22 protein-coding genes and 2 pseudogenes are annotated in these 21,336 nt (G+C 62.4%); 5 read left to right on the top strand and 19 right to left on the bottom strand.

Annotation, left to right across the window (positions count from 1 at the left end; genetic code table 11):
- Nucleotides 1–9 precede the first annotated feature (9 nt).
- From AC0L26_RS03620 to AC0L26_RS03575, 10 genes and pseudogenes are all read right to left on the bottom strand, one after another.
- A complete protein-coding gene (locus tag AC0L26_RS03620) occupies nucleotides 10–837 on the bottom strand; it encodes a carbohydrate ABC transporter permease (protein WP_473631285.1) in 828 nt (275 codons plus the stop codon).
- Nucleotides 834–1,706 (bottom strand): carbohydrate ABC transporter permease, encoded by an 873-nt coding sequence (locus tag AC0L26_RS03615; protein ID WP_354494344.1) that lies wholly within the window; start codon nucleotides 1,704–1,706, stop codon nucleotides 834–836. The genes AC0L26_RS03620 and AC0L26_RS03615 overlap by 4 nt, the downstream gene beginning before the upstream one ends.
- A gap of 22 nt (nucleotides 1,707–1,728) precedes the next feature.
- On the bottom strand, nucleotides 1,729–3,018 hold the full coding sequence (locus AC0L26_RS03610; RefSeq protein ID WP_473631284.1) for an ABC transporter substrate-binding protein: 1,290 nt from the start codon (nucleotides 3,016–3,018) through the stop codon (nucleotides 1,729–1,731).
- A 60-nt stretch (nucleotides 3,019–3,078) separates the two neighbouring features.
- Complete coding sequence (locus tag AC0L26_RS03605) at nucleotides 3,079–3,816, bottom strand: SIS domain-containing protein (protein ID WP_473631283.1); 738 nt, start codon at nucleotides 3,814–3,816, stop codon at nucleotides 3,079–3,081.
- On the bottom strand, nucleotides 3,813–4,559 hold the full coding sequence (locus AC0L26_RS03600) for a GntR family transcriptional regulator (protein WP_473631282.1): 747 nt from the start codon (nucleotides 4,557–4,559) through the stop codon (nucleotides 3,813–3,815). The genes AC0L26_RS03605 and AC0L26_RS03600 overlap by 4 nt, the downstream gene beginning before the upstream one ends.
- A gap of 66 nt (nucleotides 4,560–4,625) precedes the next feature.
- A complete protein-coding gene (locus AC0L26_RS03595) occupies nucleotides 4,626–6,119 on the bottom strand; it encodes an FGGY-family carbohydrate kinase (RefSeq protein ID WP_473631281.1) in 1,494 nt (497 codons plus the stop codon).
- A 145-nt stretch (nucleotides 6,120–6,264) separates the two neighbouring features.
- The gene (locus tag AC0L26_RS03590) at nucleotides 6,265–6,711 is read right to left on the bottom strand and encodes a GntR family transcriptional regulator (RefSeq protein WP_473631533.1); all 447 of its coding nucleotides are present in this window, start codon (nucleotides 6,709–6,711) and stop codon (nucleotides 6,265–6,267) included.
- 72 nt (nucleotides 6,712–6,783) lie between these two features.
- Nucleotides 6,784–7,017: pseudogene (locus AC0L26_RS03585) on the bottom strand (GntR family transcriptional regulator); the annotation flags it as partial.
- A gap of 205 nt (nucleotides 7,018–7,222) precedes the next feature.
- Entirely contained in the window at nucleotides 7,223–8,050 is an 828-nt protein-coding gene (locus AC0L26_RS03580; protein WP_473631280.1) for an MBL fold metallo-hydrolase, read from the bottom strand.
- 137 nt (nucleotides 8,051–8,187) lie between these two features.
- Nucleotides 8,188–9,123, bottom strand: a complete 936-nt coding sequence (locus tag AC0L26_RS03575) for a cyclase family protein (protein WP_473631279.1) — start codon at nucleotides 9,121–9,123, stop codon at nucleotides 8,188–8,190.
- 342 nt (nucleotides 9,124–9,465) lie between these two features.
- Between AC0L26_RS03575 and AC0L26_RS03570 the strand changes: the two genes are divergently transcribed.
- Nucleotides 9,466–9,708, top strand: a complete 243-nt coding sequence (locus AC0L26_RS03570; RefSeq protein ID WP_473631278.1) for a type II toxin-antitoxin system Phd/YefM family antitoxin — start codon at nucleotides 9,466–9,468, stop codon at nucleotides 9,706–9,708.
- Entirely contained in the window at nucleotides 9,705–10,121 is a 417-nt protein-coding gene (locus tag AC0L26_RS03565; protein WP_473631532.1) for a type II toxin-antitoxin system VapC family toxin, read from the top strand. The genes AC0L26_RS03570 and AC0L26_RS03565 overlap by 4 nt, the downstream gene beginning before the upstream one ends.
- Nucleotides 10,122–10,346: 225 nt before the next feature.
- Here the strand turns inward: AC0L26_RS03565 and AC0L26_RS03560 are convergent, their stop codons facing one another.
- Nucleotides 10,347–10,853 carry a glycosyltransferase gene (locus tag AC0L26_RS03560; protein WP_473631531.1) on the bottom strand — a complete coding sequence of 169 codons (507 nt, stop codon included), beginning with the start codon at nucleotides 10,851–10,853 and terminating at the stop codon, nucleotides 10,347–10,349.
- Nucleotides 10,854–11,003: 150 nt separating this feature from the next.
- Between AC0L26_RS03560 and AC0L26_RS03555 the strand changes: the two genes are divergently transcribed.
- A complete protein-coding gene (locus AC0L26_RS03555; protein ID WP_473631277.1) occupies nucleotides 11,004–12,158 on the top strand; it encodes a PA0069 family radical SAM protein in 1,155 nt (384 codons plus the stop codon).
- Between the two features lie 154 nt (nucleotides 12,159–12,312).
- Nucleotides 12,313–13,008, top strand: coding sequence for a ribonuclease HII (locus AC0L26_RS03550; RefSeq protein ID WP_354494333.1), 696 nt, complete (start codon nucleotides 12,313–12,315; stop codon nucleotides 13,006–13,008).
- Between the two features lie 240 nt (nucleotides 13,009–13,248).
- Here the strand turns inward: AC0L26_RS03550 and AC0L26_RS03545 are convergent, their stop codons facing one another.
- The 8 genes from AC0L26_RS03545 to AC0L26_RS03510 all read right to left on the bottom strand — a co-directional run bounded on the left by AC0L26_RS03545 (nucleotide 13,249) and on the right by AC0L26_RS03510 (nucleotide 19,955).
- Nucleotides 13,249–13,740, bottom strand: coding sequence for a F0F1 ATP synthase subunit B (locus AC0L26_RS03545; RefSeq protein WP_473631275.1), 492 nt, complete (start codon nucleotides 13,738–13,740; stop codon nucleotides 13,249–13,251).
- A 10-nt stretch (nucleotides 13,741–13,750) separates the two neighbouring features.
- Complete coding sequence (locus AC0L26_RS03540) at nucleotides 13,751–14,350, bottom strand: F0F1 ATP synthase subunit B (RefSeq protein WP_352938082.1); 600 nt, start codon at nucleotides 14,348–14,350, stop codon at nucleotides 13,751–13,753.
- 75 nt (nucleotides 14,351–14,425) lie between these two features.
- Complete coding sequence (locus AC0L26_RS03535; protein ID WP_056103679.1) at nucleotides 14,426–14,650, bottom strand: F0F1 ATP synthase subunit C; 225 nt, start codon at nucleotides 14,648–14,650, stop codon at nucleotides 14,426–14,428.
- A gap of 79 nt (nucleotides 14,651–14,729) precedes the next feature.
- On the bottom strand, nucleotides 14,730–15,488 hold the full coding sequence (locus tag AC0L26_RS03530; protein ID WP_127314361.1) for a F0F1 ATP synthase subunit A: 759 nt from the start codon (nucleotides 15,486–15,488) through the stop codon (nucleotides 14,730–14,732).
- A 71-nt stretch (nucleotides 15,489–15,559) separates the two neighbouring features.
- Nucleotides 15,560–15,958, bottom strand: coding sequence for an AtpZ/AtpI family protein (locus AC0L26_RS03525; protein ID WP_473631274.1), 399 nt, complete (start codon nucleotides 15,956–15,958; stop codon nucleotides 15,560–15,562).
- Between the two features lie 241 nt (nucleotides 15,959–16,199).
- A complete protein-coding gene (locus tag AC0L26_RS03520; RefSeq protein WP_473631273.1) occupies nucleotides 16,200–17,381 on the bottom strand; it encodes a cell wall hydrolase in 1,182 nt (393 codons plus the stop codon).
- A gap of 410 nt (nucleotides 17,382–17,791) precedes the next feature.
- The gene (der, locus tag AC0L26_RS03515) at nucleotides 17,792–19,225 is read right to left on the bottom strand and encodes a ribosome biogenesis GTPase Der (protein ID WP_473631272.1); all 1,434 of its coding nucleotides are present in this window, start codon (nucleotides 19,223–19,225) and stop codon (nucleotides 17,792–17,794) included.
- A 64-nt stretch (nucleotides 19,226–19,289) separates the two neighbouring features.
- Nucleotides 19,290–19,955 (bottom strand): tetratricopeptide repeat protein, encoded by a 666-nt coding sequence (locus AC0L26_RS03510; protein WP_473631271.1) that lies wholly within the window; start codon nucleotides 19,953–19,955, stop codon nucleotides 19,290–19,292.
- A 285-nt stretch (nucleotides 19,956–20,240) separates the two neighbouring features.
- On the opposite strand from AC0L26_RS03510, the pseudogene AC0L26_RS03505 reads away from it, so the two are divergent.
- Nucleotides 20,241–21,242: pseudogene (locus tag AC0L26_RS03505) on the top strand (polysaccharide deacetylase family protein); the annotation flags it as partial.
- Nucleotides 21,243–21,336: the final 94 nt, after the last annotated feature.

The raw sequence follows: 21,336 nt of genomic DNA, 5'->3' as shown, positions 1-21,336 counted from the left end.
TCCTCGAGCCTATTTTACGGCGCCGTCGGTGAGGCCGGAGACGAACCAGCGGCCGACAAGGGCGAAGAGTGCGACGACCGGAATGATAGCTGCCGTGGCGCCGGCAAGCAGCAGGCCCCAGTCGATCTGATACTGGCCGATGATGCCGGCAAAGCCGACCGGAATGGTGCGCCTGGCATCCGAGACGATTAATACCGAGGCGAACAGGAACTCCGTCCAGGACGAGATGAACGCGAAGATAGCGACGCTGGCGATGCCCGGCGCAATCAGCGGCATCAGGATCCTGACCAGGATGGTGGTGGTGGGTGCTCCATCGACGACCGCCGCCTCCTCGATCTCGCGCGGAACGGTCGCCAGGAACGAACGCATCATCCAGATCGAGAACGGCAACGCGAAGGCGACGTTGACGATAACCAGCGCCACCGGACTGTCGATCAGCCCGACCTTCGCGAACAGGCCGTAGAGCGGGATCAGCACCACCACGCCGGGGAAGGCGTAAGCGAGCAGGATCGTCTTGTAGAGCGCGTTGCGGCCCGGGAACTCCATGCGAAAAAAGGCATAGGCGGCAGGCAAGGCCAGCAACACCGTGAAGGCCGTGGAAAACAGCGCCACAACCATGCTGTTGAGCAGATAAATCGGGAAATCCGAGGCCTGCAGGAGCTTTTCGAAATGTTGAAGGGTAAAGCTGTGCGGCACCATCGTGGGTACACGCTGAATGATTTCCTTCGGCAGTTTGATGGAGCCGCTCAACACCCACCAGAACGGCAGACCGATTGCAAGAGCAAGGACCAAAACGCCGCCATAGAGCGAAAGCGACTGGCCGAAAGTACGCCTCATCGATCCGCCTCCGCCGCCGTCATGGCACGCGTCGTCAAAAAGGCGAATCCCATCAGGAGGATGCTGGTGAGGACGGAAATCGTCGCAGCTTCGCTCAAACGATAGCCTTTGAAGGCGGTTTCATAGATGAGCACCGGCAATGTCTGGGTTGCGCCGGACGGGCCACCCGCAGTGAGCAGCCAGATCACGTCGAAGACGTTGAAGGACAGAAGCGTGCCGACGACGCCGAGCACCATCAGCGTCGGTTGCAGCAACGGCCAGGTGATGCGCTTGAAACGCTGGAACGTGCCAGCGCCATCGATCCGGGCCGCCTCGTAGAGATCGCCCGGGATTCGCGTCAGGCCAGCCAGCATCATCAGTGTGGTGAACGGAAACCAGCGCCAGGAATTGATCATGATCAGCGTGGTCATGGCGCCTTCGCGCGTGGCGAAGAAGCCAACCGGACGCTCGATCACGCCGGCCTGGATCAAAAGAGGGTTGATCATGCCGCCAGACGAGGAAAGCAGCCAGCGCCAGATGATGACGACCACCACGGTGGGCACAATCCATGTGAGGATTATCCAGGTGCGTGCGATCCGGACGCCGGGAAATTTTTGATTGAGGATAAGCGCCGCTGCCAGCGCCAACAAAGTCTGCACCACCGCGTTGGACAGCACCCAGACGACACTGCGGCCAAGCGCACGCCAGAAGCCGGCGCCGCCGAGGATCGTTGCATAATTGCCGAGGCCGATGAACTGGCCTTCAGAACCGATCACGCCGACATCCTGAAAGCTCAGGATGGCGGCTTGAACGAGCGGCCAGCCGAGGACCGCCAGCAGGAAGAGGAGCGCCGGCGAAACGAACGCAAAGGCGAGCGTCGTATTCTTCATGAGCGTTCCCCGGCTTGCCCCGCTATTTGGCAGCGATTTCGGACATGCGCGCCTGCCCGGCCTTGACGGCATCGGCAGCGCTCTGACCGTCGACAACAACGTGCTGTAGGGTCTCGGCGATCACATTCTGAGCCGAGATCGCTCCGATCGATGGAAACACCTTGCCGGTGGTGAAGCCGAAGAGTTTGCCGGTTTGCGAATTGGCGATCATGGTTTCGACCTGGGACTTGTATTTGGTCACGGTCTTGTCGCTCCAGAACGATTCCGTCTTGGCGCCGTCATTGGTCACCGGCAGGAACAGGCCTGGCTCCATTGTGAGGAAGCGACCGTAATTTGCAGGCTCAAGCAACCAGGTGAGAAACACCTTGGCGGCATTCTGCTTCGCCTCATCCTTTGTCGTCAGCATGATGGCGTTCGAATAGGAGATGGTCGCCGACGCGCTCTGATCGTCGGCATGGGGAACGGACGCCACGCCGAGATCGGCGGCATCGCCTTCGGCCTGCGTTTCGTAGGTGTTGATGACACCGAATTGCAGGATCATGCCGCAGCTGCTGTTTGCAAAGCAGGCCTCGGCCTCCCCCCAGGTCCACGTGCTGTTGTCGGCTGGCGAAAACTTGGCAAGCTTGCTGTAGAAATCGTAGGCTTTGACGGTTTCCGGCTTGTCGAAGGCAATCGAGCCGTCGTCGTTGTAGAGATCGCCCGCACCGCTGTTGACCATGAAGCTATAGACGGTTTGGTCCGTATAGAGCTGCTTGTTGGCCGGAAGACCGATGCCGGATTTGCCATCGGTCGAGAGCTTCTCGGCGGCCGCCTGCCACTCGCTCCAGGTCTTCGGCACCTCGACGCCTGCCGCCTTCAGCACGCTGTTGCGGTACCATAGCGAGATCGCCATGTTGTAGGCCGGCACGGCCCAGACATGGTCGTCATATTTGTAGGGCGCGAGTGTCGCTTCGACGAAGCCATGCTTGCCCTCGAGGTCCTTGACCAGGTCGTCGACCGGCACGACGACATCGATGCCTTTCAGAACTGTCGTGAAATCGGGAATGGTAAAGAGAAGGTCCGGACCGTTTCCGGCAGCGAAGGCAGCCGGCGCCTTGGCGTAGACCTCGCCCCAGCTTTGCGGCTCCTGCTTGACTTGGATATCGGGATGCGCAGCGTTGAATTCGTCGAGCAGCTCCTTCATGCGCTGCACGCGGTGTGGCGGCTGCTCCATATGCCAGAGCGTCAGGTCTACCGGCTCGGCATAGGCGGTGCCGGCAAGAAGCGTAGCGGCAAAGCCGGCGATCGTCAGAAATCTTGTAGGGCCCATCATCGTTTTCTCCCGTTGCTCCGAGACTCCCCTTGAGTCCCGAAATCCCTGTGTCCTGGAATCTCAAAGATGCGGATTGCGCGGCCGATAGCGCTCGATCAGCGCCTCGTTGACCTCCTTGGCGCCCGGCATGTTGGCGCTGAGATAAATCGGTGCGGCGCCACCAGCCGACTGCAGACGCGCGGCTGCTTCCACAAAGACGGCGTTCATCAGCGCTGCCCCGATCGAGGTTGAGACCGGGCCGGCACGCAAACTGCTCCCCGGCAGGCTGACGGTGGCGTCGCCAGGAGGCGCACCATTGTCGAGGACGATGTCGGCGACATCGGCGAGCCGCGTCCGCCCTTGGGCTGCAGCCTTGGAATAGGCTTCCGAGGTGATCGCGACAACGGTCGCTCCGATTGTCTTGCCTATCAACGCAGCCTCTACGGTGGCCGTATTGACGCCGCTGTTGGACACGACGATCAGCACATCGTTTGGGCCGATTGGATAGCGGGCGAATATGGGCGCGACGATGCCCGACATTCGCTCGAATACAGTGCCCGCGACCGCACCTTCATGCACCATGGTCGTGGCGGCGAGGATCGGCACGGTCAGCGCCAGCCCACCGGCCCGGAAATGTGCCTCTTCGGCCATGGTGTGGCTGTGGCCGGTGCCAAAAACATAGACCAGCCCGTCAGCCTTGGCCGTGCGCTCGACGGCGGCGGCGGCGAGCGCGATCGCTTCGGCATTGTCGTCGTACAGACGGCCGATGCGGGTGGTGAGGTCGGCCAGATAAGCGGCGGCAGTCGGCGTTTTGGTCATTTGTCCAATCCGAGCGTCAGATTAACGCGCATCACGAAGCAGTCGCCGCGATAGACCGCCCGCACGTATTCGATCGGACGGCCCTTCGCATCGAGCGTGCGGCGGGTGAGAAGGAGAACCGGGCTCTGCAGCGAAATACCAAGCGACGCAGCACTGGCCGCATCCGGATGCGCTGACCAGAGCTTCTGCTCGGCTTCGCTCGGGTAGAGGCCATAATCCTCGCGCAACACGCGATAGAGCGAATCCGTGCTGAAATCCGCGCGTTCCAGCAGTTTCGGCGCCAGCATGGCCGGGATTTCGGTGCGCTCGAGACCAACGGGCTCGGCATCCGCCAGACGCACGCGAACGAGGCGATGAACCGGCGCATGCTCGGCAATGCCGAGTGCTGCCGCCGCTTCGCGATCCGCCGCGCCAACGCCTGCATCCAGCACGATACTGGAAGCCATGCGGCCGCCGCGATGCATCTCCTCGGTGAAACCGCTCAACGTGCTGAGCTGCTGTTCGATGTGCGGATGGGCGACAAAGGCGCCTCGACCGGTGCGCGTCTCTACCAAGCCGCGCCGTTCGAGAAGCTTGAGCGCCTGGCGAGCAGTCATTCGGCTCGCGCCGAGTTCCTCGGCCATCTGCCGCTCCGACGGCAGTCTTTCGCCGACCTTCAGCGCACCGGATGCGATCTGCGCCGCGAACGAACTCGCGATGCGTTGGTAAAGCGGCACGTCGTCTGCGGCGATGATCGAAGGCATGGACAGGTTGAACCAGAATTTCTCGTGGTATGTACCACCTGGAACAACTGTGTAGAGCTTTTCCGGCTATCTGCGCAAGCTGCTGTCGCGGCGGGCGCAATAATTAGTGAAGGCGCGGTCCCAGGCCGGCTTCATCGAACCGTCCGGCTCATGGCGGCGCTGTATCTGCCGGGTCGCAGTCGAAGCTTCGCGGATCGACCCGAACCGCCCAATGGCTGTCGCCGCGAGGAGAGCTGCTCCCCTGGCGCCAAATTCCGTCCCGGCCGGGACGAGAACGGTGACGCCGAGCGCGTCGGCGATCATTTGGGTCCACATCAGGCTGCGCGCTCCGCCGCCGGTCAGCAGGATTTCGCCGCTGGCGCCTTCCAGACCTTGGTACAGATCGCGCATCGCCAGCGTCACGCCCTCATAGACGGCCCGGATCATGTGAGGCCGCCCGTGTCGGGGTGCGAGACCGTAAAAACCGGCGCGCGCCTCGTGGTCGACCACTGGCGCAATGATGCCGCTCTCGCTGAGATATGGCAGATAGGTCACGCCCTCGTTGCCGACAGGCAGCGGGGCGATCATCGCCTCGACCCGCGCGTAGAGATCGGGTTCCCCGGCTATGTCGGGCAACAGCGTTTCGATAGCCCAGTCAAGGTTGAGCGTGCCGGCCACGTTGACCATCGCACGGAACCAATTCTCGCCGGGCAAGGTAAAAAGCAGGCCCAGATTGGGTGGCGTGAACACGGGCCGATCCGAGACGATGCCGACCATGCAGGTCGTGCCGAGAACCGCCATCGCCATCCCGCTCTCGAGCGCACTGGCGCCAATGACCGTTGCCGGAACGTCGCCGGCGCCGATCGCCACCGGCGTGCCTTCCCCCAGGCCGGTAGCAATTGCTGCTGCGGCCGTGACGAAGCCGGCTATGGTTTCGGAATCTGCTGCTGGCGGCAGCTTGTGCGCCAGGTCGGCGACATCGAACAGCGCAAGCATTTCGGGACTGTAGTCGCGCTGCCGCGCGCTGCCTGGCGCCACTGCAGCTTCCGTTCGATCGGCGGCTACCCGCCCGGTCAGCTTCAGACGCAGGAAATCCTTATAGCCGAAAACATGGGCCGCCCTGTCCAGCACATCTGGCTCATGTGCTCGCAGCCAGGCAAGGAGCGGCAACGTGCAGCCCTGCTGCAATACGCAGCCATCCGACTGGAAGATCCTTTGATAGAAATCCGGCACGTCGGCCGCCCGCCGTTCCAGCAAATCCTGCGACCGGCTGTCCTCCCAAATGATACCGGGGCGCAAGGCACTGCCGGTGTCATCGACCAGCCACGCCCCTACCATGGCTGCCGACAAGCCCACGGCGGCAATGTCGTTTCCCACGATACCGGCATTGTCGAGAGCCGCGCGAATCGCCTCGCTCACCGCGCTCCATGCCAGGGCGGGATCGAGTTCCGACCAGCCCGGATACGGTCTTTGCAGGCGAATGCGACGAAATCCCATGCCGAGCTGTTGGCCTTTCTCGTCGAATACCGCGACTTTGGCTACGGACGAGCCCGCGTCGATGCCAAGAAAATAACTGGTCATGAATTGGTCTTATCTCTGACGGCACGCAATGCAGGCTGATCCATGGCCGCCTGGTGGCGGTTCAATCGTGCCGGACATCAGCGCGTGCCTGTTTTATTTTCACGAAGGGCTTCGCTGATGGCGCCGATCTGCCCGGTACCATATTTCATCTGCCCAGCCCGAGTTCAGCAACGAAATCGTAGGCGTCGCCGCGAAAAATCGACCGGCTGGATTCAACGACGACGCCGTCTTCCCTCCGGGTTATCCGGTAGATGTCGAGCGCCGCGGCGCCCGTTTGTGCCTTGAGAAGGCGGGCGCTCTTTTCATCGAGGTTGATCGCCGAGAAACGCTGAACGGCCTTGACCGGAACATGGCCAAGGTCGCGCAACGTCTGGTAGAGGGAGTCTTCGATCTTCTTCGGGTCGGGCAAGATAGTAGCCGGAATCAACGAGCTTTCCAACGCGATGGGCTCGTTGTCCGCCAGCCGCAGCCGGCTCATTCGAACGACAGACCCGCCACTGGGCATTTCGAGCTGGCGCGCCTCGTCGGCATTGGCCAGGCTAAGGTCGCGCTCCAGCCACAGCGTACCTGGCATCCGGCCGCGCGACGTCATGTCTTCGGAGAAGGAATAAAGTCGGCTCAAGCTTTGCACGACGCGCTCGCGCGTCCCCGAAACATATGTTCCGCTGCCATGTCGCTGGGTAATCAGACCTTGCCGCACAAGTTCAGCCATCGCTCTGCGCACGGTCACCCGCGAGATGCCAAGCTCGAGGGCGAGCTCGCGTTCGGGCGGAAGAATGGCTCCCGGTTTCAAGGTGCCCGAGGCGATCGCATCGACCAGGGCTGTCTGCAGACGCCTGTAGACCGGCGCATCACTTCCCTTGCTCTGCGCGGCAGCAAAAAATTCGAGGAATATCACGCCTGGGGCCCATAGCGATAATACCAACACAATACCAATTTTAGCGATAACCGCAACAGCTGGAGTGACACGCCCTCGTAGGTCCTGTCGGCCTGCGGAGTGGAGAAGCCGCTAAAACTGCCTGCTGAAAGCCAAGCCTCAGCACCTGTTTCGATCGAGTGGAAAGGACAGGTTGCGCAGGGTTCGGAAGTTCAGGACGAAGCGATCAAACCCCTTCGAGAATGATGATCGTCGGCCGGTCGGGCAAGGTCTTCAGCGAAACCGCCAACGACCGGCCGGAGAGGAATTCCACGGCGAAATCGTCGCCCATCTTACCCGTGAATTCGCTGACCGGGGTCGAATGGCGATGCATGGGCAGGATCATCGAGGAATAGAGCCGCGTGGTGATTTCGGTCATCCGGTCGAGCGACAGCGTCATGCCGCCGTCGATAGGCACCATAAGGATGTCGAGCCGGCCGATGGCCCCGTAATGCGCGTCCTCCAGCCGGTGGTGCAGATGGCCGAGATGGCCGATGCACAGTCCTGCCACTTCGAAGATGAAGATGGAATTGCCGTCCTTGCCGAGATCGCCGCCATTGCGGATATCCGTCGGCACGTTGCGGATGTAGACATCGTCCACGACAAGGGCGTGGCGCGCCGGACCGCCATCCGGATTCCAACCGCGCAGCACATATTCGATGGCGGGATCCGGATGGTCCGAATAATGGGTGCGATGAGCCTTGTTCATGGTCACCACGCGTGGCAGCGGGTCAGCGCCGTAGACGCCGGAAAAGTCGGTGGCGATCCTGACGCCGGCGGGCGTCTCGATGATGTAGGTCGAATGGCCGGCATAGGTGATCGTAACCTCGCCGTCGACGACTGCCTGGGCCAACAGCGGCGTCTGCGCCTTTGGCGCCGTGAAGTTGGCATAGGTGGCCGACGGCAGCGCCTGCGCGATCGCAACGCATCTCGACGGCGGCGGCCCTTCCTGGGCCGAAGCGGCGGGCGGCCAGCAAGCCAGTATCAGCAGAACGGCGGCAGATAGGCGAAGCATGGCTGCCTCCCGTGGCAGAACTGGCGCCACGCCACGATAGCGTTAGCGGATACGATGGCTATCGCCGGGACAGTCACGTTTTCGCGAGCGCCCGAGGGGCCGAACGTCTGCCCGGCCGTCCGTTTGATCGTTAGTGATCAGGGCGTCGGCCGGAAGACGCCGTTCTCATCACGCTTGAGCGGCGCGGTTTGCCGGGGAAGCGGCACACCAGGCGCTTCGGTGACCGAAACGCCCTCCGTCCAGTCGGCGGGTGCAATAGCGATGTAACGCGCATAGCCACCCGACCCGCCAAGCGGTTTGGCAAAGCCGATTGTAACCAACGCCCCGGCCTCCGGCACCTTGTCGAGGTTTGCAACGCCTTCCGCCTGGGTGAAATCGTTGTGAAGCAGCCAATGTTCGCCTTCGAGATTGGGCGTGGTGTCGGTGTCGAGCGGCTCATGGCCATGAAACAGGATCTTCCGCTCCAGATGCAGGAACTTCAGCGCGTCCAAACTGACGCCTGGAAACGGCTTTTGGTTGAAGCGGGCGGCATCGGACCATTTCTTGTACCAATCCGAGCGCACGAATACGACCGAACCTTCCGGTATGCGGCCGTGCTCCTTTTCCCACTCTTCGATGTCAGCGACCTGGAGGTGATAGCCCTCGTCATTTTGCACCTTGCCGCTGATGTCGATCACGACGAGCGGGCGCACGGCATAGGTGGCCGGCAGGTCGCTGATCGTTGCGCCGAGCGGGTTCCAGTGGGAGGGCGGATCGAGCTGCGTGCCATATTGGTCCGTCGACAACTCGTAGGCGGTCGCGACGAAGCCATGCTTGTCGTAGGTGAACTCCTCGCCGGCCTTGACGTAGCCCTCGATGTCCTTCCCGGCGACAGTCGGCTTGAATTTGGCATTGGCGAAACCCGGCCATACCGGCTGCACCGGCTCAAAGGCATGGGTCAGATCGATGTACTTGGCCGATTTGAGCGTGTTCTCATAAACCGACCAAAGGGACGATTCCTGCGCCGACGCGATCGCCGGCACTGACCAGGCGGCTCCCAGCAAGGCGATACGAGCGAATTTAGATGCGTTCATCTGCAGTCTCCCCGAAAATGTTGCCGAGTATCGCGAGTTTCCGGCAGGACGACAAGCATATGCATTTCTCCATATGCATTCCCCCTAGGAGTGTCGCGCCAATCGGCTTCCATCAGATCCGCCTATCACCGCGATCGCATAGGCCATCGGCTCATTCAATTTGCTTCGCCATTCCGAATAAAATGCACAGCGCCGATGTCGCCGGTGATAATGGCCTCTTATCGATAGACCAAGCCTTGACCAACACGAAAAGATCGCGCTACCGTCGTTTAAATTCCCAATTGCCGTGCTGTCCACGCGCCGCTCAACGATAGCGCCTATGTGCGACCTCAGGAGAGAACCATGACCATCACCGTCAAGGTCGGAGAGGCCAAGACACACCTCTCCGATCTGCTGGCCAAGGTCGAAGCCGGGGAGGAGGTCATCATTTCACGCGGCAATGATCCAATCGCAAAACTGAGCCGAATCCCCAAGAAAAACGACCTAGGCGCTCTGATCGAAGAAGCCCGCGCCGCGCGGGCCAGGGCCAAGCCCGTCACGACCGAAGAGATTCTGGCCTGGAAGTATGAAGGCCATCGCTACTGATGGTCTTCGTCCTTGATGCGTCCATTGCGGCCGCATGGCTCCTTCCGGAGGAGCACAGTGAGGCGGCTGAAGCGCTGATTGGCTCACTGACAGCGCAATGCCCGGTGCCGTCCCTGTTCTGGCACGAGGCCCGCAGCATCGTTCTGATAGCCGAGCGCCGCAACCGCATTGCTCCAGGCGAGGCGATCGCGGCGATGGGCCGGTTGCGGCGCCTGCCGCTTGAGGATGCGGGAGCGGGCGGTGACGGATCTCTTTTGACGTTAGCAACAAGCCACGCGCTGAGCGCCTACGATGCCGGCTACCTGTCACTGGCTCTCGAGCGAACGCTTCCGCTCGCCACGTTGGACCGCAAGCTGGTCGCAGCCGCGCTAGCCGAAGGCGTCGAGATCGTTGGGCCCCTCGGCAATGGCTGAACCCCGGCCCCTTGTCACCTTCCTCGCGGTGTTGCCAATGCCAGAGATTAGGATAACGGAAGACGTGGCCGAGCTTGATTTCAGCCGGCAGCATTTTTTCCGCCTACAGTCTGCTCCCCGCCTAACCCAGACAAAGTCAAACGTCTCGTAAAAGGAACGTCAGCAGAACTTCACTTCAGCAGGCGACGCGGCCTTCCTTCGCGCTTTCGGGCAGAGGACCGCCCCTCACTTCGTAGGCGCCACCCAGATCTCGGCGTCGAGCCTCTTGGTCGCAAGGCCGCGTGCGATGGCTTCGGCGCTGCGGGCGTTTTTCGACAAGGCCGTGGCCTGACGCTTGCTGATCACCAATCCTTCGGCCAATGCCCGGTTTCCCGAAAACACCCGCGACAGGAATGGCACGCGGCTGCCGCGCGCCCGCGAGAATCGCGCTGGCATGGTTTGCTTTGATGTGTGGGCGGCGACCTCGTCGATCCAGCCTTCCGCCAGCCGCGCCCCCGGCTCCAGCAGCAGCAGCCAGTCGCCCTTGGCCTGCCGGATACCAGCAGCAATGCCGCCGCTCGCCACAAAGAGGCAGCCGGCATGTTCGGCAACGCGGTGCGTCTGGTCGGTCGAGCCGGTGTCGCAGACCACGACGTCGCGCACCACGCCCTCGACCGCGCCGCCGATCAGCGAGGCGAGCGTGCGGGCAAGTCTCTCTTCGTCATTGAGGGTCTGGATGAGAACGCTGAGCATCGTTAGCCGAATAGCGGAAAGCCGGGCGTAGCGCCAGTTGTCGCTTCGCACCGCAAAAAGTTCTTGCTTTGTTCTCGTCGATGAAATAGGATTATTTTCATGAACAGAGCGATTCGACAGCCTGCCGACAGTCCCTGGGAGAGGGCGAAAATGGAACAGATCGTGCGTGCCGACATTGCCGCCTTCGGGGCCGGAAGAGCCGAGATGGCCAATGCGATGATCGAGCAGAGCGGCGTCCGTATCCGTCCGGACCGCAATCGCGGCCGGTCCGCCGGCATCAACCCGTCCGGCCGGTTCGAGCCGGTCAGCCGACATGTGTTCGACGATGGCTGGAATTCGCTGGAGGAACTGCCGCCCTTCAAGACCGAGGTACAGGTCGAGAAGCCGCGGACCATCATCACCCGCAACCAATCGCCCGACATTTCCTTCGACCGCTCCATCAACCCCTATCGCGGCTGCGAGCATGGCTGCGTCTATTGCTTCGCCCGGCCAACGCACAGCTTCATGGGCCTGTCGCCGGGGCTGGATTTCGAATCGAAGCTATTCGCTAAGCCGGATGCGGCGCGGCTGCTCGACAAGGAACTGTCGAAGGACGGCTATCAGCCGCGCACCATTGCTATCGGCACCAACACCGATCCCTACCAGCCGATCGAGAAGCAGTACCGGATCATGCGCGAGATCCTCGAAGTGCTGGAGGCGCGCGGCCACCCGGTCGGCATCGTCACCAAATCCGCGCTGGTGACGCGCGACATCGACATTCTGTCGCGCATGGCCGAACGCGGGCTGGCCAAGGTGGCGCTGTCGGTGACGACATTGGACCGGATGTTGGCCAGAATGATGGAGCCACGCGCGTCGACGCCGACCAAGCGGCTGGAGGCGATCAGGCAGCTTTCGGATGCCGGCATTCCGACATCGGTCATGGTGGCTCCGATCATCCCCGGCCTAACCGATCAAGAGATGGAACGCATCCTCGATTCGGCATTTGCTGCAGGAGCGCGCGAGGCCGGCTATGTCGTGCTGCGCCTGCCGCTTGAGGTCGCGCCGATTTTCAAGGATTGGCTGCTGCGCCATTATCCGGACCGCTATCGCCACGTCATGTCGCTGATCCGCTCGATGCGCGACGGCAAGGACTACGATTCGGATTGGGGCAAGCGCATGAAAGGCGCCGGCCCCTATGCCTGGCAGATCGGCCGGCGCTTCGAGATATCAGCCAAACGGCTTGGTCTCAATGCCGAGCGGCGGTCGCTCAGGACCGACCAATTCGTCGTCGCGGCCAAGGCAACCGAACAACTGATGCTGCTTTGAAAACATCATGTGCCGCTATTGCCGGCGGCACATGAAAAGATCCCGTCCGGCCTGTCTTGTCCCCGGGCTTGCAGACGGTGCCCTCCGGGTCCGGTGCCCCGCCGACCCGAAGGGGCTTGCGGAGAATCGGAGCCAATGCGAACCTCGCCGCAACATGGCTCGCGTGCGCTCTGATTCTCCGCTTCTCTTCGAAATCGTTGAGAGACCCGATTTCTCCTTCGAGACGAAGGCGATGAGCGAGGGCCTGTGGCCAGTGGCGGGAATGGACGAGGCGGGCCGCGGCCCGCTCGCCGGGCCGGTCGTCGCGGCAGCGGTGGTGCTCGATCCCGCCAACATTCCCGACGGCCTCGACGATTCCAAGCGGCTCAGCCATTTGCAGCGCGAGGCGCTGTTCCTGAAAATCCTCGGATCCGCTCTTGGCGTGTCGATGGCCTCCGTCAGCGCGGAAGGCATCGATGGCAGCAATATTCTCAAGGCCAGCCTCGAGGCGATGCGTCGCGCGTTGGTCGGCTTGCCGGTGCAGCCGAAATTGGCCTTGGCCGATGGCCGCGATGTGCCGCCCGGATTGCCCTGCGAAGGCAGGGCGCTGATCAAGGGCGACCAGCGCTCGCAGTCGATCGCCGCCGCCTCGATCGTCGCCAAGGTGATGCGCGACCGCATGATGTGCGGCTGCGGCAGCCATCACGCGCATTACGGGTTCGAACTCCACATGGGCTACGCCACGGTCCGTCACCGCACGGCGATCGAGCTGCATGGACCGGTGGCGCGGCTACACCGCGCGTCCTTCGCGCCGTTCCGGCTTGGCGGAACCGAAGTGCCTGATGAAGAGAGCCTTGTTGGGCTGGATTGAGGCGAGCGCCAATCTCCCCCCTTGAGGGGGAGATGTCGCCGAAGGCGACAGAGGGGGTCGTCTCGGCTGGCGCGACGCCATGTGGAACAAAAGAGAAGGTTGGCGCTTCACGCGCGGCTACCCCCCCTGGCCTGCCGGCCATCTCCCCCTCAAGGAGGGAGATTACGCGCTCGCCCGCCCGCAATAAAAAAGCCGCCAGGTTTCCCAGGCGGCTTTCGATGAATTTCTCGATGAAATCGCTTAATTCAGCTTGGACTTCACGTCCTGAAGCGAGGCCTTGAACAGGTCGGCGCCGGCCCTGGCGTCGATCTTGCCGGCGAGCAGCGTGCGCGCGGCTTCGACGGCGATGTCGACGGCACTGGCGCGCACCTCGCCGATCGCCTCGCGCTCGGCCTGACCGATCTTCAATTCGGCAAGTGCGGTGCGCCTGATAACATAGTCCTCGGTCTTCTGGTGCGCTTCAGAGGCTAGCATTTCGGCCTCGCGCTTGGCGGCGGCGACGATGTCGGCAGCCTCCTGCTCGGCTTCCTTGCGCTTGCGCTGGTATTCGCCGAGCAGTTGCTGGGCCTCCTCGCGCAGCCGGCGCGCGTCCTCAAGCTCATTGCTGATCTTGTCAGCGCGGGCGTCGAGCGCCTTGGCGATCAGCCCCGGCACCTTGATGTAGACGGCAATGGCCAGGAAAATGACGAGGGCAACGGTGGCCCAAAGCGTCGCGAGTGATGTGGCGTCCATGATGCGCTCCTCACCTAGCCACGGATTTGACGGCTGCAGCAATCTCGGCCTTGCTGGCCTTGCCGCCGACAAGCGCCTCGACAATGGCCGAAGCGGTGTCTTCGGCGATCGTGCCGACTTCCTTCATGGCGTTGGCCTTGATGGACGAAATGCGAGCCTCGGCCTCGCCGAGCTTCTGGTCAAGCGCTGCCTCGACCTTCTTGCGGGCGGCTTCGGCTTCTGCCTTGGCGGCATCGCTGGCCTGCTGGCCGATCGCATTGGCCCTGGTCTTGGCCTCCGCCAATTCCTGCTCATAGGCGGCAACGGCGGCATCGGCCTCGCTCTTCAGCCTGGCGGCATGGTCGAGGTCCTGAGTGATACGGTCGTTGCGGACATCGATGATGCCGCCGACACGCGGCATCACCACTTTCTTCAGGAACAGATAGAACAGCCCGAAGGTGATCGCCAGCCACAGAAGCTGCGACGGGAATGTCGCCGGATCGAATGGCGGGAACACGCCGTGCGCCTCGGCAGGCACACCGGTGCCGGAATGCGTATCGCCTTCCGTGCCGGTATGGCCGCCTTCGACGGCGGGCGCGGACTCTTGCGCAAAGGCAGATGTCACGAACATGGACTATTCCCTGATATCAGGCCTGCCGCTGATTGCGGCGGGCCGTCCAATTCCCAATGTTAGCCGAACAGGGGCTCAGCCGAACAGCGCCAGAAGCGCGATGAGAAGGGAGAAGATGCCCAGTGCTTCTGTCACGGCGAAGCCGAAGATCAGGCGGCCGAACTGGCCATCCGCGGCCGACGGGTTGCGCAACGCGCCCGCCAGATAGCTGCCGAAGATGTTGCCGAGGCCAATACCGGCGCCACCCATGCCGAGGCATGCGATGCCGGCGCCGATGTACTTTGCTGCTTCTGCTTCCATTTGTTCAACTCCTTTGGATCTAAAAATTCTGTTGCGATTCCATCCGGCAGCAATGCCGGAAACTCTTGGCCAGCCTGGGTCAGTGCCCGGGGTGCAGGGCGTCGTTCAGATACATGCAGGTCAGCACGGCAAAGACGTAGGCCTGCAGGAAGGCGACCAGCAGTTCCAGTGCCGTCAGCGCCACGGCCATCGCTAGCGGCAGGACCGATCCGGCGATGCCAAGCGTGCCAAGCGCGCTCAAGCTCACGACGAAGCCCGAGAACACCTTCAGCGTGATGTGGCCTGCCAGCATGTTGGCGAACAGACGAACCGACAGGCTGACCGGGCGCGAAACGAAGGAAATCACCTCGATCAGCACCACCAGCGGCAGCAGGTATACCGGCACGCCATGCGGGACGAACAGTTTCAGGAAACCAAGGCCGTGCTTCATGAAGCCGTAGACGACGACCGTTCCGATCACCAGCGCGGCAAGGCCGAAGGTGACGATGATGTGGCTGGTGACGGTGAAGAAATACGGGAAAAGACCGAGCAGATTGGCGACAAGCACGAACATGAACAGCGAAAACACGAGGGGGAAGAACTTCATGCCTTGCGTTCCGGCCGCGTCCCTCAGCATGTTGCCGACGAATTCATAAGCCATTTCTGAGACCGACTGAAGACGGGTGGGAACGAGGCTGCGGCTCGATGTGGTGAGATAGAGGAACGCCGACGCAACGGCGACGGTCGCGACCATGAAAAGGGCCGAATTGGTGAAGGATAGATCATAGCCGCCGATCTCGATCGGAATCAGCTTGTTGATATGGAACTGGTGGATCGGATCGACCTTGTCAGCAGCCACTTTAATTCCCCATCAAAGCCGCACGCGGCTTGAGTGTCCTGTTCGGTGCGCCGGCAAGCGGCGCCTCAAATTCATTCTTTCGGATCGCGCGTTCTATCGCCCTGTCCGAATTCCGCCATAAGCCCTGCAGAACGCAGGACGTTGAGCACGCCGGCGACAAAACCCAGCAGCAAAAAAACGATCAGACCCCAAGGCGATGTCCCTGCCAAACGATCGATGATCCAGCCGATACCGGCACCAACCACTATCCCGGCGATGAACTCGCTGGACAGTTTGAGCGCCTGGCCATACCCGGCCGCACTGCCCGCTTTCGCGTCGTCTTTCCCCTCGAGCCGGTCCGGCCGCCTTGTCGCAAGCGATGCTTCAAGGTCGCGCCGGCGGCGCTCAAGATCTTCGTCGCGGATGTCGGCTTGACGCTGTTTGCCGGGGCCGGTTTCTCCGGTTCCGTCTGGCCCATTCTTGTCGGCCATCGCAACCCCCTTGCCCGGTCAGATCGTCGCCGTCCGTCCGCTCTTAAGTCGCCGGCAACATAGTTAGAGGGTCCGCGCCCGTCAAGCCACGGGCGGACCTTCAGCCTCAAGTATTTTTCATAGTTGAATCAGTAGCTTGCCAGGGTGCGACATCGTGCCCGACACCATCGTTGGCGTGCCGCGGCCGAATCCCCCCGGCGATGCGTCTTCGATCGACCGCGTCTGGGACCTTGCGAAGCGCTCAGCTCCAGCCGCCGCCATAGGTGCGATAAAAGATGTGCAGGCCGATCTTGGTCATCTTTTTCATTGTCCGCGCCCAACCCGGATTGACGTAGTTGGCGTAGTAATGGGTCGACGATCCCACTTCCGGGATGAAGATCTTGCCAGCAGTGACCGCCATGGCGATGTCCTGCGCGGTCTTGTAGTGGGCCGGGCTCTGGATGCGCTTCTTCCTGCCGTCGCAGGCGAAGGAAAACTGGCAACGGTTGAACCATTTGTCGTTCTGATAGACGACGCCGCAGATCGAGTTCGGATAGGCCGGATTGCGAACGCGATTGAGGATGACCTGGGCGACGGCAGCCTGGCCGCGCACCGATTCACCGCGCGCCTCGAAGTAGATGCCGTTGGCGAGACAAGTCTGTTCCGGCTTGGAGAAGACGCTCGCCGGCAGCGGAGTTTGCATCCACGAATGATCGCCCTTGGCCAGCGGCGGAATGAAGCGGCCGCCATTGGGCTTCTCGTCCTGCAGCAAGGCCTCGAAGGGCGAAGCCTGGGCATAGTCGGGCTCAGCCGCTGCGTAGGCGGTCGCAAGGACATCGGGGCGATCGTTGTTGACCAGTGCGGCAAGCATGGCCGGCACGCCGGGATCCGGCTTCTTGTCGACGCGCGCGTGGAACGCGGCGGCAATCTGGATCTCCTTGCCTTTGATCTCCGGCGTGGCGAAGGCCATCTTCAGGCCGCTGTCCATGCTTGGACGGAGCAGTGAGGAGGTGCGTTTGAAAATCGAGCCGGCGTTGAAATTCTTCGGCGGCGCGACCGGCGAGACCATGATGATGCGGCCTTTCTTGTCGGCACGTATGACGCGGTCCTCGTCGGGCGTCGTGCTGGCCGCGCTGCCCTTGCCGCGAAACGACACAGCGCCGATGCCGGGCAACCGGACGCCGGAACCCGAGATCGCGCCGGTCGTGTCGGAATCGAGGAAAGGCATTTCGGCGGCGTGAACCGAGCCGGCGACGGATTTCTCGACATAGGCGTTCCAGCGGGCGTTCGGCGCCTTGAGGCCGGAAACCAGGCTCGTCATGTCCTGATAGGCAATGACCGTGGGAAAGCCGACCCAGATGCCAAGCCCAATGACCAGAGGAGACAGCAGTGAACGTCTCTTCTCACCGACGGCGGCAACCAGCGTCGGGAGACGTCGGTACACGGAGAGATTCGGAAAGCCGGTCCGAATGTACCGATCAACAATGGACGGAGACAGCAGTGAACGTTTCTTCTCACCGGCGACGGCGACAAGCCGCTTCAAAACACGTCGATGCACGGAACTCTCCAGAAACGCAACTGACCCCACTGGAGAGGCACAATGATGCATTAACCTTGATGGTGCGTTAACAGGTTGGATCGTGTTTTCCCTGTCGACCCTCCCTCGATCTGAAGTCAGGCGCTTTTGCGGCCATCTTCGGGCCGAAGAAAGATCGGCCAGGCGATCGGCGCGCAAAAAGCCGCAGCCAGCCAGACGCCCGCCCACGACCAGAAGACGAGAAGGCCCGGAATGGTGATCGGCGTCGCGGCATGACGAAGCGATGGGCGTTCCGCCAATCGCCGAGGCGCAATCGCTCAGCGGCGTTTTTTCGCCTTGCTTGCGAACGGATTTTCCGAGGTGCGCAAGGCGATGCGGATCGGCACGCCGGGCATGTCGAAGGCTTCGCGCAGGCTGTTAGAGAGATAGCGGACATAGGATTGCGGCATCGCGTCCGGCCGTGAGCAGGAGACGACGAAGCCCGGCGGGCGCGTCTTGGCCTGCGTGACATATTTGATCTTCAGCCGACGCCCGGCCACGGCAGGCGGCGGATGATGCGCTAGGATGCCTTCCAGCCAGCGGTTGAGCTTGCCGGTCGAGACGCGGCTGTTCCACACTCGATGCGTCCTGATGACGGCATCCATCAGCTTGTCGAGGCCGCGCCCAGTCTCGGCCGAGACCGGCACCGCTTGCATTCCGCGCGCCTGCGGCAACAGCCGCTCAGTCTTCTCGCGCAGTTCCGCCAGGAGTTCCTGGGGGTGGTCGATCATATCCCATTTGTTGAAGGCGATCACCGGCGCGCGGCCCTCGCGGATGATCAGGTCGGCGATCTGCAGATCCTGCTTCTCGAAGGGAATGGTGGCGTCGAGCACGATGATGACGATCTCGGCAAAGCGGATGGCGCGCAGGCCGTCCTGCACCGACATGACTTCCAGCTTTTCGTGGATCCTGGCCTTGCGACGCATGCCGGCGGTGTCGAACAGTTTCAGGCGGCGGCCATGCCAATCCCAGTCGACTGAGATGGAGTCTCGGGTGATGCCGGCTTCCGGCCCGGTCAACAGCCGCTCCTCGCCGATCAACGCGTTGATCAGCGTTGACTTGCCGGCATTCGGACGGCCAACGACGGCGATGCGCATCGGCTTGGTATCATCATAGGTCGGCTCGGCATCCGGATCGGTGATGTCCTCGCCGATCAGCACCTCGCTGGCGGCGGTCTCCTCGTCCGCATCCTCTTCGTCTTCGCCGAAGGCGCGCGCCTCGCCCAGTGCAGCGATCACCGCATCGCGCAAATCGGGCAGGCCCTGGCCGTGCTCGGCCGAGACCGGGATCGGCTCGCCAAGGCCGAGTTCCCAGGCTTCCAGCATGCCGCCCTGGGCGCCGCGCGCCTCGGCCTTGTTGGCGACGACGACAACCGGCTTGCCGGATTTGCGCACGATCTCGGCGAAGGTCTTGTCGTCGGGCATCAGCCCGGACTTGGCATCGATCGTGAAAAAGATCAGGTCGGCTTCGCGGATGGCGATCTCGGTCTGGGCACGCATGCGGCCCGGCAGCGTCGAAGCAGCAGCGTCCTCGAAGCCGGCGGTATCGATGACGTCGAAATGCAGATCGTAGAGCTTGGCGGCATGGACGCGACGGTCGCGGGTGACGCCAGGCGTGTCATCGACAAGCGCCAGCTTCCTTCCCACCAGACGGTTGAAAAGGGTCGATTTGCCGACGTTAGGCCGGCCGATGATGGCGACTTTGAATGTCATTCAGCTCTACCATCGTGCATGTCGTTGATCCCAAAACCGCTTCGCACTTTTGGGCGACATTGCACTACGACACGCCGCCCGAACCACGGATCAGCTCGGACATCAACGTCGCCCGCTCGCGCGCGTTGCGCGGGGCGCCATCATCCGAGGCGATCTGGTCGAACAGTTTCAGTGCGTCCGTTGCCTTGCCTTCCTTCCAGGCGGCAAGGCCCAGCGCCTCGCGCGCCGTATGGCGCAGGGGATTGGTGTCGGCGGTGATCGCCTCGACGCGGCTGGAGACATCGGCGAAAGAACCGTGATCGACGAGCAGCAGCGCTGCCCTGAGGCGCGCCATGTCGCGAAGACCTGATGGAATGTCTGCGTCGGCGGCGACCTCATCGAAGTCCTTGACCGCGGCGGCGAAATCGCCCTTGTCCGCCTTGACGGTTGCCGCCCGCATGCGGGCTAGCAGCGGATAGGCGCCGTAGCCATCTTTCTCCAGCGCCCCGAGGGCCGTCAGCGCTTCGTCGCTCTTGCCCTCATTGGCAAGCTTCAGCGCCTGCGAGAAGGCATCGCCCGAGCGATTGGCGCGGGTCTCGTCCCAATAGCGATAGCCGACGAAGGCGGCAGTGCCGAGCACCACCAGCACCGCGAGCGCAATCAAGGCAGGGCCAAAACGGTCCCACAGCGCATGCGCCTGTTCGCGACGAATCTCTTCGTTGACTTCGCGGATAAAACTGTCGTCCGACATCTCAAAACCATCCTGCCGCCCCAGGGCGGTTTAGAGCGACCTGCGTCCTTGGACGCACAAAGCACGCTCTAACACTTTGAATTGCGCATCGTGCTTCCTGCAATCAATTCCGATCCTCAGGCCGATGCGGAGCCCGCGTTTTAGCGAAATTTCGTCGGCATGGAAGAGGCACGATAGGAAAATCGGCTAATCGCCGGGCATGTGACCACCGGAGGCGACCGCACCGACGCCACATTTTGCCGATAGCCGGTGCTCGAACCCTCCTCAGATCCAGATCAGACATCGATGCCTCGTTTGTCCCGCGTTGTTGCGTTTTCCATCGCGTCGCTTGCTGCGGCGGGCGCTGCTGCCGCCGACCCGCCTACGGCGCCAGCGCCGGCAAAGCCGAAGCAGGCCGTCATCATCTCGTTCGACAGCGCCCGCGATATTTCGCAGTGGAAGCGCGGCCGGGCGCTAGCCGCGCGCACCGGCGCCCATTTCACCTATTTCGTCTCCTGCGTCTTCCTGCTCTCGCCGGAAACGCGCGAGGAGTATACGGCGCCCGGCAAGACATCGGGAAAATCCAATATCGGCTTTGCGGCCTCGAAGCAGGAAGTCGCCGACCGGCTCGAGCAGATAAACCTCGCCGCCTCGGAGGGGCACGACATCGGCAGCCATGGCTGCGGCCATTTCGACGGCAAGGACTGGAGCAAGGCCGACTGGCTGAGCGAGTTCGGCTCTTTCTCCCACATTCTCGAAAACGCCTATTCGATCAACGGCATTGCCCCCGAACCCGCGGGCTGGCGCGAAATCGCGCGTCAGTCAGTCGGCTTTCGCGCACCCTATCTGTCGACAAACAAGGCGCTTTACGAGGCGCTGCCAAAGGCGGGCTACGTCTTCGACGCGAGCGGCGTCTCGCGCGGACCGGTCCGGCCGACGACCGCCAATGGCATCACGCGCTTTTCGCTGCCGCAGATTCCGGAAGGCCCCGACAGAAGACGGGTGATCGCGATGGACTACAATCTCTATGTCAGGCATTCCGGCGGCTTCGAGCGGCCGAGCAAGGCAGACGAGTTCGCCGACCGGACCTATGACGCCTTTCGCGCCGCGTTCGATGCCCAACACCAGGGGAAACGCATTCCGCTGGAACTCGGCTTCCATTTCACGCTTATGAATGACGGCGCCTACTGGAATGCGCTGGAGCGCTTTGCAGGCGAGGTCTGCACCAAGCCGGATGTCGAGTGCATCAGCTATCGCGACTTTGTTTTGCGGCAGCGCGCCGGGGAAAAGCAGGCGTCGGTGGGGGGGGGGGCCCCCCCCCCCCCGCCCCCCCCAAAAAAACCCCGGGGCGCGGCGCCGGGGGCGTGGGAGGGTCGCGGGGGGGATTTGGGGAGGCGGGTTG

The sequence above is a fragment of the Mesorhizobium sp. WSM4823 genome (genome assembly GCF_055811195.1).
This window is presented reverse-complemented; position numbering and strand designations above follow the sequence as displayed.

Coding starts and splice junctions, on each gene's coding strand:
- AC0L26_RS03620 (WP_473631285.1), bottom strand. CDS start 837: ATGAGGCGTACTTTCGGCCAGTCGCTTTCGCTCTATGGCGGCGTTTTG.
- AC0L26_RS03615 (WP_354494344.1), bottom strand. CDS start 1,706: ATGAAGAATACGACGCTCGCCTTTGCGTTCGTTTCGCCGGCGCTCCTC.
- AC0L26_RS03610 (WP_473631284.1), bottom strand. CDS start 3,018: ATGATGGGCCCTACAAGATTTCTGACGATCGCCGGCTTTGCCGCTACG.
- AC0L26_RS03605 (WP_473631283.1), bottom strand. CDS start 3,816: ATGACCAAAACGCCGACTGCCGCCGCTTATCTGGCCGACCTCACCACC.
- AC0L26_RS03600 (WP_473631282.1), bottom strand. CDS start 4,559: ATGCCTTCGATCATCGCCGCAGACGACGTGCCGCTTTACCAACGCATC.
- AC0L26_RS03595 (WP_473631281.1), bottom strand. CDS start 6,119: ATGACCAGTTATTTTCTTGGCATCGACGCGGGCTCGTCCGTAGCCAAA.
- AC0L26_RS03590 (WP_473631533.1), bottom strand. CDS start 6,711: ATGACGTCGCGCGGCCGGATGCCAGGTACGCTGTGGCTGGAGCGCGAC.
- AC0L26_RS03580 (WP_473631280.1), bottom strand. CDS start 8,050: ATGCTTCGCCTATCTGCCGCCGTTCTGCTGATACTGGCTTGCTGGCCG.
- AC0L26_RS03575 (WP_473631279.1), bottom strand. CDS start 9,123: ATGAACGCATCTAAATTCGCTCGTATCGCCTTGCTGGGAGCCGCCTGG.
- AC0L26_RS03570 (WP_473631278.1), top strand. CDS start 9,466: ATGACCATCACCGTCAAGGTCGGAGAGGCCAAGACACACCTCTCCGAT.
- AC0L26_RS03560 (WP_473631531.1), bottom strand. CDS start 10,853: ATGCTCAGCGTTCTCATCCAGACCCTCAATGACGAAGAGAGACTTGCC.
- AC0L26_RS03555 (WP_473631277.1), top strand. CDS start 11,004: ATGGAACAGATCGTGCGTGCCGACATTGCCGCCTTCGGGGCCGGAAGA.
- AC0L26_RS03550 (WP_354494333.1), top strand. CDS start 12,313: ATGGCTCGCGTGCGCTCTGATTCTCCGCTTCTCTTCGAAATCGTTGAG.
- AC0L26_RS03545 (WP_473631275.1), bottom strand. CDS start 13,740: ATGGACGCCACATCACTCGCGACGCTTTGGGCCACCGTTGCCCTCGTC.
- AC0L26_RS03540 (WP_352938082.1), bottom strand. CDS start 14,350: ATGTTCGTGACATCTGCCTTTGCGCAAGAGTCCGCGCCCGCCGTCGAA.
- AC0L26_RS03535 (WP_056103679.1), bottom strand. CDS start 14,650: ATGGAAGCAGAAGCAGCAAAGTACATCGGCGCCGGCATCGCATGCCTC.
- AC0L26_RS03525 (WP_473631274.1), bottom strand. CDS start 15,958: ATGGCCGACAAGAATGGGCCAGACGGAACCGGAGAAACCGGCCCCGGC.
- der (WP_473631272.1), bottom strand. CDS start 19,225: ATGACATTCAAAGTCGCCATCATCGGCCGGCCTAACGTCGGCAAATCG.
- AC0L26_RS03510 (WP_473631271.1), bottom strand. CDS start 19,955: ATGTCGGACGACAGTTTTATCCGCGAAGTCAACGAAGAGATTCGTCGC.